Raw genomic sequence first — 15,227 nt, 5'->3', positions numbered from 1 at the left:
CCGTGTTTCACTGGGAAGGACGTTCGTCCCGTACGGGATCTTTTCGGAACGGAAGAGTGGACTGACATGCTCCGTTACACGGTGCTGCGGCTCGGAGGGCCGCCTCGCGTTCCTGCTCCGTCAACCCGCCCCAGACCCCGTACGGTTCCGCCACGCTGAGCGCGTGCTCCAGGCAGCGGGCGCGCACGGGGCACGTCGTGCAGACGGCCTTGGCGGCCTCCTCGCGCGCCGCTCGCTCCTGCCCCCGTTCGCCCTCGGGGTGGAAGAACACCTCGGTGCCCACGCCGCGGCACGCCGCCGCCGTCTGCCAGTTCCACTGGTGCTCCGCCCGCCCGGGCAGATGCGACACCTTGGCCATCCCGGTCGTCCTCCTCGAATCAGTTCGTGAATGCCTCCAATGTCGCGTCTGGCCGCAAAGACCACCTCGAAACACCCGGGTTGGGAAAACACGTCGCCGTGTTCCCGCGGCGGCCTTCCCCGGAACGCGGGAGTCCGCGCGTCACCGGGACAGTTCGAACGAGATGTGCGGGGACAGGGCGCGCAGAAAGCCGGGCGCGTCGAAGGCCGCGCCGGCGGAGGCGACGCCGACCGTCCCGGTCCGGCCGGTGAGGACCCGGTCCAGCGCCTCCACGGCGAGCGGCGCGCTGACGGCGTAGATGTCCCGGCCGCGCGCCACGGCCCGCCGCTCCTCCCCGCCGGAGCGCACGAGGACGTCGACGAGGAACGTCTGGTCGGACCGCCCGTGCGCGTCGACCGCGGCCGGCGCCGGGGTGTCGGGGGCGGACAGTTCCCGCGCCGCCTCGACCGTCATGTAGGTGCGCACCCGGGGAACCTTGAGATGGCTGGGGACGGTGACGACGTCGGCCATGGTGAACTCCCCGATCACGGACCGGGTCCCCAGCGGTTCGGGGAAGCCCCACTCCAGGGTCGGCGGGGCGTCGTCGCGGTACTCCAGCCTCCCGCCGTCGAACACCACGCGCCGCCCGTCCCTGCGCTCCCGGGAGACCGCGCCCGCCGTGCGGGTCCCGGCGGTGGGGTGCCAGCCGCTCAGCCCGTACGCGACGTGCACCTCGTCCGCCTCCGTCCAGTCGTCCGTCGCCGCCGTGACCAGCAGGTCGCCGAGGCCGCCGAAGAACGCCATCGCGGGGACCACCAGGGTGCCCGCCGCGGCGGCGCGCTCCGCGTAGCGCGCGAACGTGTCGAGGTTGGCCTCGATCTCCGCCGCCACGTCCACGTACGGGATCCCGGCCCGGAGCGCCGCCTCGATCACCGGCCCCGCGGTCGAGGCGAAGGGGCCGGCGCAGTTGACCACGGCGCTCGCGCCGGCCAGCGCGCGGTCCAGCGAGGCCGGGTCGTCGACCGTGGCCGTCCGTGCGTCGAGCCCCGGCCGGGTCTCCGCGTACGCCCGCAGCTTGTTCTCGTCGCGCCCGGCCAGGACCGGGACGAACCCCCGCTCCAGGAGCTCCGCCACCACGAACCGCCCGGTGTGTCCGTACGCCCCGAAGACCGTCACGATCTGCCCCGTACCCATCACGTCTCTTCTCCCGCCGTTCTTGATTGTTCAACTGTGAACAATCTTGGCGGGGGCGGCCGGCCGGCACCAGAACCGGAAGTGCCGTCCCCCGCACACTTTCGGACAGGGCGTCGGACGCGCCCTAGTAGGCGACGGGACCGGTCACTTCGGTGAGGGGTCGGCGGTCGGCCCGGGGGATGCCGAGGAGATCGCGGGCCCGGTGGACGGCCGCGAGCTGCGCGGCCCCGTGCGGGCCCCAGTCGGAGAGCTCCAGCACCTGCTCCGGGGTGGCCAGCGCCCGGACGGGGGCACGGTCGGCGGGTGAACCGGCGGGCGGCGGGCCGAAGCGGGTGAGGGCGGCGGCGTGGCGGACGAGCGCGTACGGCCCGTTCGGGTGGTCCGGGCTGTCAGGGCCGTTAGGGCCGTCAGGGTCTGCCGGGCTTTCCGGGTCGAGGAGGTGGCCGAGGTACAAGGGGCGGGCGGCCTTGGCCGCGGCCTCTCCGTCCGCCTCGCGGACCAGGGTGGCCCAGGGATCGCCGTGGTCCGCCGGTCCGGGCGCGCCGCCGGGCAGGCGGGCCGCGCCGGTGGCGGGGTCCAGAAGGACGAGGACCCTCCCGTCCGGGGCGAACAGCCAGCCCTGCGACCGGTGGACCGGAAGGCCGTCCGGGACCGGGGCGGGGTCGAAGGGGTGGTGGCGGGGGACCCGGGCGGTGCGCAGGGCGCCGACCCGGTCCAGGACGCCGGGGGCGATCGGGACGCCGTTCTCCAGGAGCGCGGGACCGGCACCCTCGACGCGGGCGCGCAGCGCGGACAGGACGCGGCGGGCGTCGCCCGGGATCATCAGACCGGGCAGATCGGCGGGCTCGACGAACTCCACGGCCTCGACCTCGTGCCCGGGCAGCCGGATCGAGGCGATCCGCTCCCCGTCCCAGACGCCCCCGTCGTAGACGTGCAGGATCTCGCCGGGGAACCGCATCACCCCGGGCGCGCCGAAGCTCTCGGCGGAGACCCAGTCGACGGCGAGTCCCCGGTCGACGACCGCCGTGACGCCGAGCTCCTCCCACAGCTCCCGGGCGGCGGCGCGGGCGGGGGACTCGCCCTTGTCGACGGCCCCGCCCGGCAGGAGGCACGAGGGGCGGTAGTCGACGCGCTGGACCAGGACCCGCCCGCGCACGTCGGTGATCAGCACGGACGTACCGGCCCACAGGGCGGCGGACGCGCGCAGGGCCCCGTACTCCTCGTCGGTCATCGACGTGCCGGGAGACTCGTCGGGGGCGGAAGGCGTCGTCATCTCTCTCCGATCGGTGCGGCGCCCCGGCGGGGCGGCGAAGAAGGGTGCCGTGGAGCGGGGTGACCGCGCCGCGGAAACCGTCTCGTTCCCCGGCGGTCCGACGGCCACACGCCCGCCCCGGTCCGCTCAACGGACAAGGGGAGCGGAGCGTCACGCCCACGCGCGGAGGACCGGACCGCACGACCGTTCACCCCGCCCGCGCCGCCGACCGACCGGCACAGCAGTCCTGACCGGACCCGGCTCACCGGCGCGTCCGCCCCGCCCGCGCACCCGCCCCGGTCCGTCGCCGCGCACGTTGTACGGCGGCGGTGGTGGCCGTACCGCCCGCCGGGCGCGCTCAGTCCACCCGGATCCCCAGGACGCACGCGTCGTCCTCGTGGCCCGCGAGCTCGGGGTCGGCCAGCAGCGCGTCGACCACCTCCCGCGGCTCCAGGAGGGCCGAGGCCCCCAGCGCGTCCGCCAGCCGCGCGATCCCCACGGTCACGTCCTCGCCCCGGTGCTCGACCATGCCGTCGGTGTAGAGGACCAGCAGGTCGCCCGGGCGCAGCGGCGTCGACGACGTCTCGTACGCGTACCCCGGCAGCGCGCCGAGGAGCGGACCGCGCTGCTTGGCCTCCAGCGGCTCGGCGCGCCCGTCGCGCAGCAGCAGCGGCGCGGGATGCCCGGCGTCGGCCCAGTGCAGGACCTTCTCCTCGTCGAGGTGGCCGACCACCACCGTCGCCGTCTGCCCCGTCGGATCGCTGCACACCAGCTCGTTCAGCCAGGTCGTGATCTCCCCGGCGGACGCGCCCGTCTGCGCCAGGCCCGCCAGGGCGTGCCGCTGCTGCGCCATCCGCGCCACGGCCTCCAGGCCGTGCCCCGACGCGTCGCCGATCGCCACGAGCACCCGGCCGTCCGGCAGCAGCCGGCACTTGTACCAGTCACCGCCCACCGCCGCGTCCGGCTCGGCCGGCCGGTAGGAGGCCGCCACCGTGAGGCCGACCGCCGCGAGCGCCTCCGAATGCGTCGGCAGGATCGCCTCGCGCAGCGTGTCCGCGATCCTCCGCTCCGCCTCCGTCTGCCGCCGCAGCCGGTCCGTCTCCCGCTCCGTCTCGGCCAGCCTCCGCCGGCTGCGGATCTGCGGCGTGAGGTCGCGGGCCACCAGGTTGAGGGCCCACGCCCTGCCGTCCGTCCCGGTGGCCGGCCGGCCCAGGAGGTCGAGCGTGCGGACCTCGCCGAGCACCACGAAGCGGATCCGGGTCCAGGCGGGCTCCTCGCCCGCGAGGACCGACGTGAGGAACTCGGCGAACGCCGTCAGGTCGTCCGGCAGCAGCGCGTCGCACAGCTGGTCGAGCGACCACGGCATCCGCACGTCGGCGTGGAGGATCCGGCTGAGCCCCTCCGACCAGGTCACCTTCCCGGAGAGCAGGTCCCAGTTGCCCCACCCCATCGAGGCGATGAACTGCGCGTCGATGGTCATCAGCTCGGCCGGGCTCTGCAGGGGCCGCCACGTCATGAGGACCTGCTCGCCGCACCGGGCGGCGGTGTAGAGCAGCGGGGTCCGGTGGATCCGGCCGAGCCGCTGCTCCGTGTAGTCCACCACCTGCCCGTTCAGGGGCTTGCCGGTGGCCACCACGTCCGTCAGGGCGGCGAGGAGGCCCGAGTCCGCCGCGCCCGGCCGCGCCTCCAGGAACCGCTGCCCGACCTGGTGGTCCGGTTCGTCCAGCCAGTCCGCCGACCGGATGCGGTTGCCGGCCACGATCCGGAAGTCCGGGATGCCGCCCGACTCGTTCCACAGCGGTTCGAGCAGCACGGCCGAGGCCGGGATCGCGGTGAGTATCGAACAGGCCCCGCGGGCCCCCGGCTCATGGTTGCCGCACAGGCACGGCGAGGCCTCGCCCGTCTCCGCCGAGGGCGACAGCACCGCGAGGGACTGCACCGGCGACGCCCGCTCGGTGCCGGCCGGCGCCCCCAGGGGGCGCTCCGCGTTCCGGCGCACCGCCGCGCGCAGGGAGGTGACCTCTCGGCCGATCATGTCCTTGAGGGCATCGACGCTGTCGGGCAGGGGAAAGCTCATCGTCCGCCTCCGCGAACCGCACGACGTGCCGCTCGCCGCCGAGCCCCGGCGGCGCCTCGTTCGGCACCACCGGCCGTTCGCCCGACGGCGACCCGCACGGCCGCCAGGGCCCCGGCCGCCACGGGGGCGGCTGCCCGACACCGGCGGATTCATGCACAAAGGCGAACGAGTCGGGCGGGGCCGGATCGCGACGGCTCCGTGGCCCCGGCCCGTCGGCGGCCTTGGCGGCCCGGCCTGCCGACGGCCCTGGCGGCCTCCGGCGGCCCCCTCAGAGGCTCCGGCCGGTGTTGAGCCGGGCGGCCCGGCGCGTCAGATGGTCCCGCTCCGCGAGGTTGGGAGCCTCGCGGGCCGCCACCGCGTACAGCCGCGCCGCCGTCGCCGTGTCACCGGCGCGCTCGTGGAGGTACGCCGCCACCGCCGTGTACCGGGGCAGCGAACCGTCCAGTGCCGCGAGCGCCGCGAGACCGGCCCGCGGCCCGTCCGCCTCGCCGACGGCCACCGCGCGGTTGAGCCGGACGACCGGGCTGTCCGTCAGACGCGCGAGCTCGTCGTACCACTCGACGATCTGCACCCAGTCCGTCTCCTCGGCGGTGGGCGCGTCGGCGTGCAGCGCCGCGACGGCGGCCTGGGCCTGGAACTCGCCCAGCCGGTCGCGGGCGAGGGCCGCCTGGAGGATCCCGACGCCCTCGGCGATCGCCCCCGTGTCCCACCGGCCCCGGTCCTGCTCGGCGAGCGGCACCAGACCGCCGTCGGGCGCGGTCCGCGCCGCGCGCCGGGCGTGGTGGAGCAGCATGAGGGCGAGCAGCCCCGCCACCTCGGGGTGGTCGATCACGGCCGCGAGCTGCCGGGTGAGCCGGATGGCCTCGGCGGCGAGGTCGACATCGCCCGAGTACCCCTCGTTGAAGACCAGGTAGAGGACGCGCAGCACGGTGGCCACGTCGCCGGGCCGGTCGAGGCGCACGCCGGAGACCGTCCGCTTGGCCCGGCTGATGCGCTGCGCCATGGTCGCCTCGGGCACCAGGTAGGCCTCGGCGATCTGCCGGGTGGTCAGCCCGCCCACGGCGCGCAGCGTGAGCGCGACCGCGGACGACGACGTCAGCGACGGGTGGGCGCACAGGAAGTAGAGCCGGAGCGTGTCGTCCACCGCGGGCACGGGCCCGGGAGCCGGTTCCTCGTCGACGAGGCCCTCGCGCCGGCGGCGGGCGGTGTCCGCCCGGGTCGCGTCGAGGAACCGGCGCCAAGCCACGGTGACCAGCCAGCTCTTCGGATCCCCCGGCGGATCCGCCGGCCAGACGCGGACCGCCTCGACCAGCGCGTCCTGCACGGCGTCCTCGGCCGCCGCGAAGTCGGCTCCACGGCGGACGAGGATCCCGAGGACACCCGGCACGAGGCCCCTGAGCAGGGCTTCGTCCATCAGTGGCACCACTCCGCGGCGGTGGGCGGCGCGGTCAGGAAGGGGCGGACCTCAAGCCATTCGTGGATCGGCTTCCCGCCCGCCCCGGGCGCGGCCGACAGCTCGCCCGCCAGCTCGACGGCGCGCTCGTGGCCGTCGACGTCGATCACCATCCAGCCGGCGATCAGGTCCTTGGTCTCGGCGAAGGGGCCGTCGGTGACCGGCGGGCGGCCCTCGCCGTCGTAGCGGACCCACGCCCCCTCGGGGGCGAGCGCCTGACCGTCGACGAACTCGCCGCTCTCCCGCAGCCGGTCCGCGAAGTCGTTCATGTACCGCATGTGCGCCGAGATCTCCTCCGGCGTCCACCGCTCCATGGGCACGTCGTTGACGGCGGCCGGAGCGCCCCGGTAGTGCTTCAGCAGCAGGTACTTGGCCATGGTGTCTCTCCTCGGAGGGGGTGCGGCCCATTGTGGTCGCGTTCACCCCTGGGACGGAGCGGGGCACGGGTTCTCGACATCGCCGGCCAAAGTTTTTTTCGCCTTTTCCGCGAGCCCTCGCCGTGAGCCCTTTCCGTGAGCCCTTCCACGGGACCTTCGCACGAACTCTTTCCTCGGGCCCTTTCCTCGGGCACGTGAGAGGGGGCGACCCCCGTCCGAGGCCGCCCCCCGTGGCGGCGGGGCCTTTACCGACGCCGGGGGAGGTGCGGGCCCCTGAGCGCGGCGCGGGCCGCGTTGGCGCCGGGGGCGCCGTGGACGCCGCCGCCCGGGTGCGCCGTCGCGGAGGCGAGGTAGAGGCCCCGGATCGGGGTGCGCGGCCGTCCGGTGCCCGGCACGGGGCGGAAGACCAGCTGCTGGTGCATGTTGGTGGTGCCCTGGTTGATGGCCCCGCCCACCAGGGACGGATTGAGCCGTTCCAGATCGGGCGGCGCCAGGATCCGCCGGGCGCGGACGGCGGCGCGGAACCCGGGCGCCAGGCGCTCGATGCCCGCCTCGACGCGGTCCGCGATCGCCTCCTTCTCGCGCTCGTCCCAGCGCCCGGTGATGCCGTCCTCCCCGGCGTCGGACCGGATGTGCTGCGGGACGTGCGTGTAGCCCCACGCCGATTCCGTACCGGCGGGGGAGCGGCTCGGGTCCGCCGTGGTCATCTGCCCGAGCACGGTGAACGGCACCTCCGGCACCTGCCGCATGGCGATCTGCCCGGCGAAGCGGGTGAGCGCGTCGACGCCCTCGGCGACGTGGACGGTCCCGGCGCGGCGCGCGCCCTCGGAGGTCCAGGGGATCGGGCGGTCGAGGGCCCAGTCCACCTTCACCGTGGCGAAGTCCCACTGGAAGCGGCGCAGTTCGGCGCGGAGCCGCGGCGGCAGGTGCTCCTCGCCGACCAGGCGTTCGTACAGCTGCGGCGCCGGGACGTCGGCGAGGACCGCCCGCCGCGCGGGGACCTCGGTGCCGTCGTCGGTGCGGACGGCGACCGCCCGGCCGCCCCGGACCACGATCCGCGTCACCGGATGCCCGCAGCGCAGTTCACCGCCCCGGTCGAGCAGCCGCGCCACGAGCGCGTCGGTGAGCCTGCCCGCTCCGCCGACGGGCACGGGGAAGCCGTGGTCCTGACCGAGCATGCTCATCAGCCAGCCGAAGCCGCCGCCGAGGGCCGACTCGGGACCCAGGTCGGCGTGGAGCGCGTTCCCGGCGATCAGCAGCTTCCCGCCGTCGCCCGCGAAGTTCTCCTCGCCGAAGCGGCGGGCGGGCAGGAGCATCGTGCGCAGCAGCCGCAACGCGTCGTTCGGACCGGTCCGGGCGAGGAGCCGCGCCCCCGCCCGTACCGGAGGGAACGGGGTGAACAGACATCCGATCAGATCGTCGGCGACACCGCGCCAGAGCCGGTGCAGCCGCTCCCAGGCCGCGCCGTCGCCCGCGGCGAAACCGGCCGTCGACGCGGCGGTGTCCCGGACCTCGCGTTCGAGGACGGCGCAGCGTCCGTCGGTGAGCGGATGGGCGACCACGGCGGGGGCATGGCTCCAGCGCAGGCCGTACCGGTCGAGCGCGAGGTCCCGGATCACCGGCGATGCGGCGGCGAGCGGGTAGAAGGCGCTGAACGTGTCGTGGACGTAGTCGGGGTGGACTCCCCGGTCGCTGCGCACGGCCCCGCCCGGTTCGTCCCTGGCCTCCAGGACGACGACGTGCCATCCGGCGTCGGCGAGGAGGTTGGCCGCCACCAGGCCGTTGGGCCCGGCGCCGACGACCACGGCGTCGGGCGCTGTCACGACCGGGCCCCCTGCTCCCGGCGGGCCCCCCGCGCCCGGGCGGTGGCCACCTCCTCCAGGCGCGCCAGCATCCCGCGGTGGCGCAAGCGGGTCAGCGCGTCGACGACCGTGTTGTGCCAGCGCGCCGCGGGGCCACGCAGCGGGTGCTCGTCGACGATGACGAGGGTGTCGCCGCCCCACGGCACCAGGCGGAAGGCGATGCGGGCGGTGCCCAGGTCGGTCTTCGCCTCCAGTTCGAGGCGGCGGCCCGGCTCGCAGATCCGGGAGGTGGTGCTGCCCCGGTACGACTTCGGCCCGAGCTTCAGCAGGTATCCCAGCTCCGCGCCCGGGGCGGGCCACTCCCCGTCCTCCTCCCACGTGTCGTGGGTGCCGACCACGAACCGCGAGTACAGCCGGCCGTCGCTCAGGACGGACCAGACGTCCTCGGGCGTGGCCTCGATGAGGCGGTTCCACTGTGCCATGGCTGCGATCTCCTCAGAGGGGAAGACGGGAGGGAAGTCGGAGGGGACGCCGGGAGCGGACGCGGAGGGCACCGGCCACCACTCCGGCCCCGACAGCCAGGACGGCGGCCCGGCGGCCCGCCGTACGGAGCCGCGCTTGCCGGCCGCCGGACACCGCCGCGGTGTCCCCGGACGGTTCGTGGAGGATGCCGTCGGTCTCCGGAGCCGTGCCCGGGGCGCCGAAGTACGTCTTCTCGGTGCGCCGCTGGATCACGCTCCGTACCAGACTGGGCGCCAGGGCGTGGGTGATCGGCAGGAGCCGTGCGCCCGGCCCGACCACCACGCGCCGCCGGGGTCGGACCGCCGCGCGCACGACGGCCGCCGCGACCCGCTCGGGAGTGGCGACGGCCGGCAGCGACCGCACACGGCGGCCCGTGCGGTTGGCCGCGTGCTGGAAGAACGGGGTGTCGACGCCGGTCGGCAGGACGGTGCAGACGGAGATCCCGTGGTCCCCGGAGAGCGCCAGCTCCTGGCGCAGCACCTCGTCGAGCGTGATCAGGGCGGCCTTCGAGGCCGCGTAGGGGCCCTGGTAGGGCGCTTCGACGGCGCCCCCGAGCAGCGACGAGAGGTCGATGATCACGCCCCGGCCCCGGCGGCGCATCGCGGGGAGCGCCGCCCGCATCCCGTGGAGCACGCCCAGGACGTTGACCTCCCACAGCCGCCGCACGTCGTCCGGCGGCACCTGGTCGAGGCGGCCCAGGACGCCGACTCCGGCCGCGTTCACCCACACGTCGACCCGGCCGAACCGGTCGAGCGCCGCCTCGGCGACCCGGGCCGTTCCCGCCGCGTCCGTGACGTCGGCGGGAACGGCCACCGCCTCGGCCAGGGCGTGGGCGGCCGCGCACTCCCGCACCACCTCGTCCAGGGCGTCCGTGCTGCGGGCGGTGACGGCCAGGCGCGCGCCGCACGCGGCGAACGCCCGCGCCACGGCGCGCCCGATCCCGCTCGACGCGCCCGTGACCACGACGACGGTGCCGGGCGCGAGCCCGCGTTCTCTTGCCCTCATGCGTCGCATCTGACCTGTTCCGGAGGGTTCATGCACCCGGGGTGGCCCATCGGAGCGGGACCGGGCCCCGCCCCTGGAGGCCTGTCCGGCGGGTCAGGGTCGGACAGGCCCTCCGCCTACTTCCCCGGCACGTCACCAGACCGCCGTTCCCCGGCGTCCCGGTCGGACCCCTCGATCCGCCGCAGGTCGTCCTCGTCCCAGGCGCGCGTGTCCCGCGGCTCGGTGTACGGCTCCTGCTCCGGCGGCATCCCGCCGAGCACGGCCCGCTGCCGCACCGTCTCCGCGTCGAACTCGAGCCCCAGGAGCAGCGCGAGGTTGCTGATCCACAGCCAGACCAGGAACACGATGACGCCGGCCATCGTGCCGTACGTCTTGTTGTACGAGGCGAACTGACTGACGTACAGCGCGAACCCGGCGGAGGCCAGCATCCAGATCAGCAGGGCCAGGAAACTGCCCGGGGTGATCCACTTCCACCCCTTGACCTTGGCGTTGGGGCTGGCCCCGTACAGCAGCGCGATCATGGCCGACACCAGCAGGACCAGGACCGGCCACTTGGCGATCGACCACACGGTCAGCGCGGTGTCGCCGATGCCGAGCGCGGTCCCGGCCTGGTGCGCCAGGGTGCCGGTGAACACCACGATCAGGGCGCTGATCACCGCGAGGACCATCAGGACGGCCGTCATGCCGACCCGTACGGGGAGGAGCTTCCACACCGGGCGGCCCTCCGGCATGTCGTACACCTGGTTGGCCGCCCGGATGAACGCCCCGACGTAGCCGGACGCCGACCAGAGGGCGAGCACCACGCCGACGACCGCCATGACCGAGCCCGTGCCGGCCTGGCCCTGGAGCTGTTCCACGGCGTTGTTCAGCATGTCGCGGGCCGGCCCGGGGGTGAGCTGCCGCAGGTTCTCCATCACCCGGTCGGTGGTCGACTTCCCGCTGATGCCGAGCAGCGACAGGAGCACCAGGATCGCGGGGAAGAGGGCCAGGATGCCGTAGTACGTGAGGGCCGCCGCGCGGTCCGTCAGCTCGTCGTCCTTGAACTCCCGCGCCGAGCCCTTGAGGACCCCGAGCCAGGACCGGCCCTTCAGCTCCGTCGGGGCGTCCGGCGCGCGCCGCTCCACTTCGGGCCCCGGCCCGACCTCCTCGGGCGTCGGCGTCTCCCGCTCCGCGGCCTCGTCGCCGCGCTCTTCGTCTCCTGCATGGTGAGATGTGGCCATGCCCCTGCGGTTGCCCCCGCTCGGCGGGCATAAGCCCACGTCGTTCAGGCCGCGTCGGCGCGCCCGGCGTCCGTGCCCGGCTCGTTCCCGCCGCCGCGCGCGGACCCGCCCCGGACCGACCGGTGCCGCGCCGGGCGGCGCTCCCCGGCGGGCCGGCCGGGGGAGGTCACCAGCCGGAGGTGGCGACGGCCGGCGTGGCGCGAGGCCTTCGGCGGAGTCATCACCCGGTCCTCGACCCGGTCCATGAGGAACAGGAGCAGTCCCAGCAGGGGCAGCAGGAGAACGGCGATCGCAACCACGGCACATTTCCTCCTCGTCGAACGCGTCGGCCTCGCCGAACCGCGTTTCCTCGCTCCCCGTGCGAGTGCCCGCATCCGCGTCCGACGCGCGACGGCTCGTGTGAAGGTTCTGCGACCGACGGATTCAGCGGGCGCTCGGCAGCACGGCGACGCCCGGTCCGTCCAGGTCGTCGAAGGCCGCCGTCCGCCCGCAGACGGCCAGGAGCAGGGAGAGCGCGGGCCCGGTGACCTCCGGCCCGGTGCCCGTGTCCACGTCGGCGTCGGTCGCGGAGAGCCGGACGCGGGTCAGCAGTTCCCCGGCCCCGCCGAACGCCGCCGGGGTCCGCGCCTGGAGACGGAGCGACCGCACGACGGCCCGGGGCGGATAGGCACGGGCGAGTCCCAGGGGCCGGCGGATGTCCTCGCCGTGGACGACCTCCTCGACGAGCCGGCTGTCGAGGGGCGCCGGCGGCGTCGACCTGCGTGACACCACCCGGCGCAACCGCTCCAGCGTCTCCCCGGGCGTGGCGCCGCGCTCCCGGGCCACTCCCCGGGCGTTCTGGCGGTCGAAGTCGAACCGCGCCCGGACGAGACCGACCACGAATCCCGCACGTGTCGTCCGGGCCGTGTCGACCAGATGGGCGGCCACGTCGTGCACGCTCCACCCGGCGCAGAGCGACGGCGCGTCCCACTGCTCCTCGCCGATCCGCGCGAGGTCCTCGACGAGCGCGGCGCGCTCCGCGTGCACCATCGGCCAGACGTCGTCCACCACGGCTCCTCCTCGGTCGGTCACGATGTTCCGACAGTGAGGACCGAGGGGACGGCGGAAACTCATCGCCCGGCGCGTACGGGGCCGCGGTCCGCACAGGCCGCCGGGTTCGAACTAACCGGCGGCCATGTCGGGACCGGGCAGGAGCGTCTCGTCGAGGTGGTGGCCCAGCTCCCGCAGGCCACGGGTGACGGCGATCGCCCGCCTGCGGAGCTCGGTGACCTCCGCCGGTTCCCGGGCGCTGCGCGCGGGAGCGGGGTCGGTTCCGGGGTCGGGCGGGGGCGGTGTGGCGGCGAGGACCGCGTCCCAGGCCTCGCGGGCGATGCGCTCCGCCGTGGCGTCGTCGATGCGACGCCCGCCGTCCCGCGTGTCCTCCTCCCGAGAGGTGAGGGCGCCCGTGGTGCGCGGCTCCCGCTCCCGGGCCGGATCCGTACGGTCCAGATGGGCCTCGATGGCCGCGCGCGCCGCACGGACGTCGGCCGACTCGGCCGGGTCGCCTTCCGGTTCTGTCGTCATGCGGGCACCGTAGGCGCGCGGGACCGGCACCGGGGCGGCGCCACGCGGCGCGCCCGCCCCGGTTGGCCCGGACGCCGCCCCGGCACGGTCGCCGGCTCCCGTACGGGGTGCTCTCAGTAGGTGTGTCCGACGTGCGCGAGGGCCTGCTTCAGGAGCGCTCCCCGGCCGCCCGGCATCTCGTCCTGCACGGCGGGGGAGGCCGCCTCCTGCGGGCTGAACCAGACGAGGTCGAGGGCGTCCTGACGGGGACGGCAGTCACCGGTCACCGGCACGACGTAGGCGAGGGACACCGCGTGCTGGCGGGGGTCGTGGTACGGGGTGATGCCCGCCGTGGGGAAGTACTCGGCGACGGTGAAGGGCTGGAGGGAGGCGGGGACGCGGGGCAGGGCCACGGGGCCGAGGTCCTTCTCCAGATGACGCAGCAGCGCGTCGCGGACCCGCTCGTGGTGCATGACACGGCCGGACACCAGGGTGCGGCTGATCGTTCCGTCCGCGCCGATGCGCAGGAGCAGCCCGACGCTGGTGACTTCGCCGCTGTCGTCCACGCGTACGGGCACGGCCTCGACATACAGGATGGGCATGTGGGCCCTGGCCATCTCCAGCTCGTCCGTGGACAGCCAGCCGGGCGTGGTCTCGGTCATATCAGACATCGCTTGATCATACTTACCCGGTCGGCTCCAGCGGAATGGGGCAGGAAGGCCACACCCCTCGTTCGGGTGACGTTTCCGATGAACCCCCTGCGGCTCCCCGGTCCGCGAAGGGGCGGGGCACACGGGTCGTGTCGACTTTGCGGTGGGTGCATACGATGTTGCTCATGCAGCAAGACGACGAGGATCTGGACGGTCTGGTACGCAAACGGATCCGCGCCCTGCGGGTGGCGCAGGGCTGGTCCCTGGAGGAGCTGGCCACCCGGGCCCGGCTCAGTCAGTCGTCCCTCAGCCGCATCGAGAACGGCCGGCGCCGCCTGGCCCTCGACCAACTGGTCGTCCTCGCCCGCGCCCTGGACACCACGCTCGACCAGCTCGTGGAGACCGCCGCCGACGACGTCGTCATCAGCCCGATGATCGACGGCACGCGCGGGCAGATGCGCTGGCCGATCAAGGGCGAGCCGGGCATGACCGTCGTGCGCCAGCGCGTGACCGACCCTCCGCCGGACAACCCGTCCCGCATGCGCGCGCACCCGGGACGGGAGTGGCTCGTCGTCCTGTCCGGCACCGCGACCCTCATGCTGGGCCACCGCCGCTTCCGCGTCGAGACCAACCAGGCCGCGGAGTTCCCCACGATGATGCCGCACGCGATCGGAGCGGAAGGGGGGCCGTGCGAGGTCCTGGGCATCTTCGACCGCGACGCCCGCCGGGGCCACCAGAGCGACGGCGGCGACCGCGACGCTCAGGCTCCGCCCGGCCGGTGAGGCGGCACGGGACGGCCGCTTCTTGCGCCTCGGGCAGCGGGCGGGACGATTGTCTTGCGTAAACGGCATGGAGTCGTGCCGCAGGCGCATGGGCGTCCTAGCGTGGAGGCATGAGCCACGCACACCCCCACGCCCACGACCGCGACCACGCTTCCGGTGACCACGAGCACGAGCACTCCCACTCCCACGACGCGGACGACCAGAACGTCCAGGCCGAGATCCTCGACCTGGACGCGGAAGTCCTCGCCGAGCACACCGCCGCCCTCATCTCCTGGCTGCCCGTCCGTACGCCCCCGCGCGAGATCGTGGACCTGGGCTGCGGCACGGGAGCGGGCACCTTCGCCCTCCTCGACCGCTTCCCCGAAGCCCACGTCACCGCCGTCGACTCCTCGGCCGGGCACCTCCAGCGGCTGCGGGAGAAGGCGTGCGCCCGGGGCGTGGAAGGGCGCGTCCGCACCGTGCAGGCCGACCTCGACCGGGCCGACTGGCCCGACCTCGGCACCCCGGACCTGGTGTGGGCCTCGGCCTCCCTGCACCACCTGAGCCGTCCCGACCGCGCCCTGCGCGAGGTCCACGGCCTGCTCGCCCCCGACGGGCTGCTCGCCGTGGTCGAACTGGCCGGCTTCCCCCGCTTCCTGCCCGAGGACGCCCCGGAGGACCGGCCCGGTCTGGAGGAGCGCTGCCACGCCGCGAGCGACCGCTTCCACGCCGAGCACGTGCCCCACCGCGGCGCCGACTGGGGGCCGGTGCTCACCGGCGCCGGGTTCGTCCTCGACGGCGAACGCACGCTCACGGTGAACATCGACGCCTCCGGCGACGACACGGTCGGCGCGTACGCCCTCGGCGGTCTGCGACGCATCCGCCGCAGCGTCGTCGACGTCCTCCCGCCCGAGGACCTCGCCGCGCTCGACCGGCTGCTCGACACCGACGGGCCCCACAGCATCCTGCGCCGCGACGACCTCGGCGTACGCACCGAGCGCATGGTCTGGGCCGCCCGCCGGAAGGACTGATCCG

Annotated in this window: 16 protein-coding genes; 2 read left to right on the top strand and 14 right to left on the bottom strand. The window is 74.9% G+C overall.

Annotated elements, in window-relative coordinates:
- Window positions 1-7 precede the first annotated feature (7 nt).
- The 14 genes from AB0398_RS22970 to AB0398_RS22905 all read right to left on the bottom strand — a co-directional run bounded on the left by AB0398_RS22970 (window position 8) and on the right by AB0398_RS22905 (window position 13,443).
- Window positions 8-358, bottom strand: a complete 351-nt coding sequence (locus AB0398_RS22970; RefSeq protein ID WP_366377480.1) for a WhiB family transcriptional regulator — start codon at window positions 356-358, stop codon at window positions 8-10.
- 141 nt (window positions 359-499) lie between these two features.
- Window positions 500-1,531 carry a saccharopine dehydrogenase NADP-binding domain-containing protein gene (locus AB0398_RS22965; RefSeq protein ID WP_366377479.1) on the bottom strand — a complete coding sequence of 344 codons (1,032 nt, stop codon included), beginning with the start codon at window positions 1,529-1,531 and terminating at the stop codon, window positions 500-502.
- 124 nt (window positions 1,532-1,655) lie between these two features.
- Window positions 1,656-2,804 (bottom strand): NUDIX hydrolase, encoded by a 1,149-nt coding sequence (locus tag AB0398_RS22960; protein WP_366377478.1) that lies wholly within the window; start codon window positions 2,802-2,804, stop codon window positions 1,656-1,658.
- 337 nt (window positions 2,805-3,141) lie between these two features.
- Window positions 3,142-4,860 (bottom strand): PP2C family protein-serine/threonine phosphatase, encoded by a 1,719-nt coding sequence (locus AB0398_RS22955; RefSeq protein ID WP_366377477.1) that lies wholly within the window; start codon window positions 4,858-4,860, stop codon window positions 3,142-3,144.
- A 268-nt stretch (window positions 4,861-5,128) separates the two neighbouring features.
- The gene (locus AB0398_RS22950) at window positions 5,129-6,274 is read right to left on the bottom strand and encodes a DUF6596 domain-containing protein (RefSeq protein WP_366377476.1); all 1,146 of its coding nucleotides are present in this window, start codon (window positions 6,272-6,274) and stop codon (window positions 5,129-5,131) included.
- On the bottom strand, window positions 6,274-6,690 hold the full coding sequence (locus tag AB0398_RS22945) for a YciI family protein (protein ID WP_366377475.1): 417 nt from the start codon (window positions 6,688-6,690) through the stop codon (window positions 6,274-6,276). The genes AB0398_RS22950 and AB0398_RS22945 overlap by 1 nt, the downstream gene beginning before the upstream one ends.
- Before the next feature lie 245 nt (window positions 6,691-6,935).
- A complete protein-coding gene (locus tag AB0398_RS22940) occupies window positions 6,936-8,513 on the bottom strand; it encodes an NAD(P)/FAD-dependent oxidoreductase (RefSeq protein WP_366377474.1) in 1,578 nt (525 codons plus the stop codon).
- Entirely contained in the window at window positions 8,510-8,974 is a 465-nt protein-coding gene (locus AB0398_RS22935; RefSeq protein WP_366377473.1) for an SRPBCC family protein, read from the bottom strand. The genes AB0398_RS22940 and AB0398_RS22935 overlap by 4 nt, the downstream gene beginning before the upstream one ends.
- Before the next feature lie 13 nt (window positions 8,975-8,987).
- Window positions 8,988-10,019: an SDR family NAD(P)-dependent oxidoreductase gene (locus tag AB0398_RS22930; RefSeq protein ID WP_366377472.1), complete on the bottom strand. Its 1,032-nt coding sequence runs from the start codon at window positions 10,017-10,019 to the stop codon at window positions 8,988-8,990.
- Between the two features lie 116 nt (window positions 10,020-10,135).
- Window positions 10,136-11,239 carry a YihY/virulence factor BrkB family protein gene (locus AB0398_RS22925; RefSeq protein ID WP_366377471.1) on the bottom strand — a complete coding sequence of 368 codons (1,104 nt, stop codon included), beginning with the start codon at window positions 11,237-11,239 and terminating at the stop codon, window positions 10,136-10,138.
- Window positions 11,240-11,283: 44 nt separating this feature from the next.
- Entirely contained in the window at window positions 11,284-11,538 is a 255-nt protein-coding gene (locus AB0398_RS22920) for a hypothetical protein (protein WP_366377470.1), read from the bottom strand.
- 124 nt (window positions 11,539-11,662) lie between these two features.
- Window positions 11,663-12,268 (bottom strand): maleylpyruvate isomerase family mycothiol-dependent enzyme, encoded by a 606-nt coding sequence (locus AB0398_RS22915; protein ID WP_366377491.1) that lies wholly within the window; start codon window positions 12,266-12,268, stop codon window positions 11,663-11,665.
- A 132-nt stretch (window positions 12,269-12,400) separates the two neighbouring features.
- Window positions 12,401-12,802: a hypothetical protein gene (locus AB0398_RS22910; protein WP_366377469.1), complete on the bottom strand. Its 402-nt coding sequence runs from the start codon at window positions 12,800-12,802 to the stop codon at window positions 12,401-12,403.
- 113 nt (window positions 12,803-12,915) lie between these two features.
- Complete coding sequence (locus AB0398_RS22905) at window positions 12,916-13,443, bottom strand: NUDIX hydrolase family protein (protein ID WP_366377490.1); 528 nt, start codon at window positions 13,441-13,443, stop codon at window positions 12,916-12,918.
- Window positions 13,444-13,616: 173 nt separating this feature from the next.
- Between AB0398_RS22905 and AB0398_RS22900 the strand changes: the two genes are divergently transcribed.
- Window positions 13,617-14,213: an XRE family transcriptional regulator gene (locus AB0398_RS22900; RefSeq protein ID WP_366377468.1), complete on the top strand. Its 597-nt coding sequence runs from the start codon at window positions 13,617-13,619 to the stop codon at window positions 14,211-14,213.
- A 110-nt stretch (window positions 14,214-14,323) separates the two neighbouring features.
- The gene (locus tag AB0398_RS22895) at window positions 14,324-15,223 is read left to right on the top strand and encodes a class I SAM-dependent methyltransferase (protein ID WP_366377467.1); all 900 of its coding nucleotides are present in this window, start codon (window positions 14,324-14,326) and stop codon (window positions 15,221-15,223) included.
- The last annotated feature ends 4 nt before the right edge of the window (window positions 15,224-15,227 follow it).

Origin of the sequence: Streptomyces sp. NPDC086147, assembly GCF_040702165.1 — a bacterium.
GTDB lineage: Bacteria > Actinomycetota > Actinomycetes > Streptomycetales > Streptomycetaceae > Streptomyces.
This window is presented reverse-complemented; position numbering and strand designations above follow the sequence as displayed.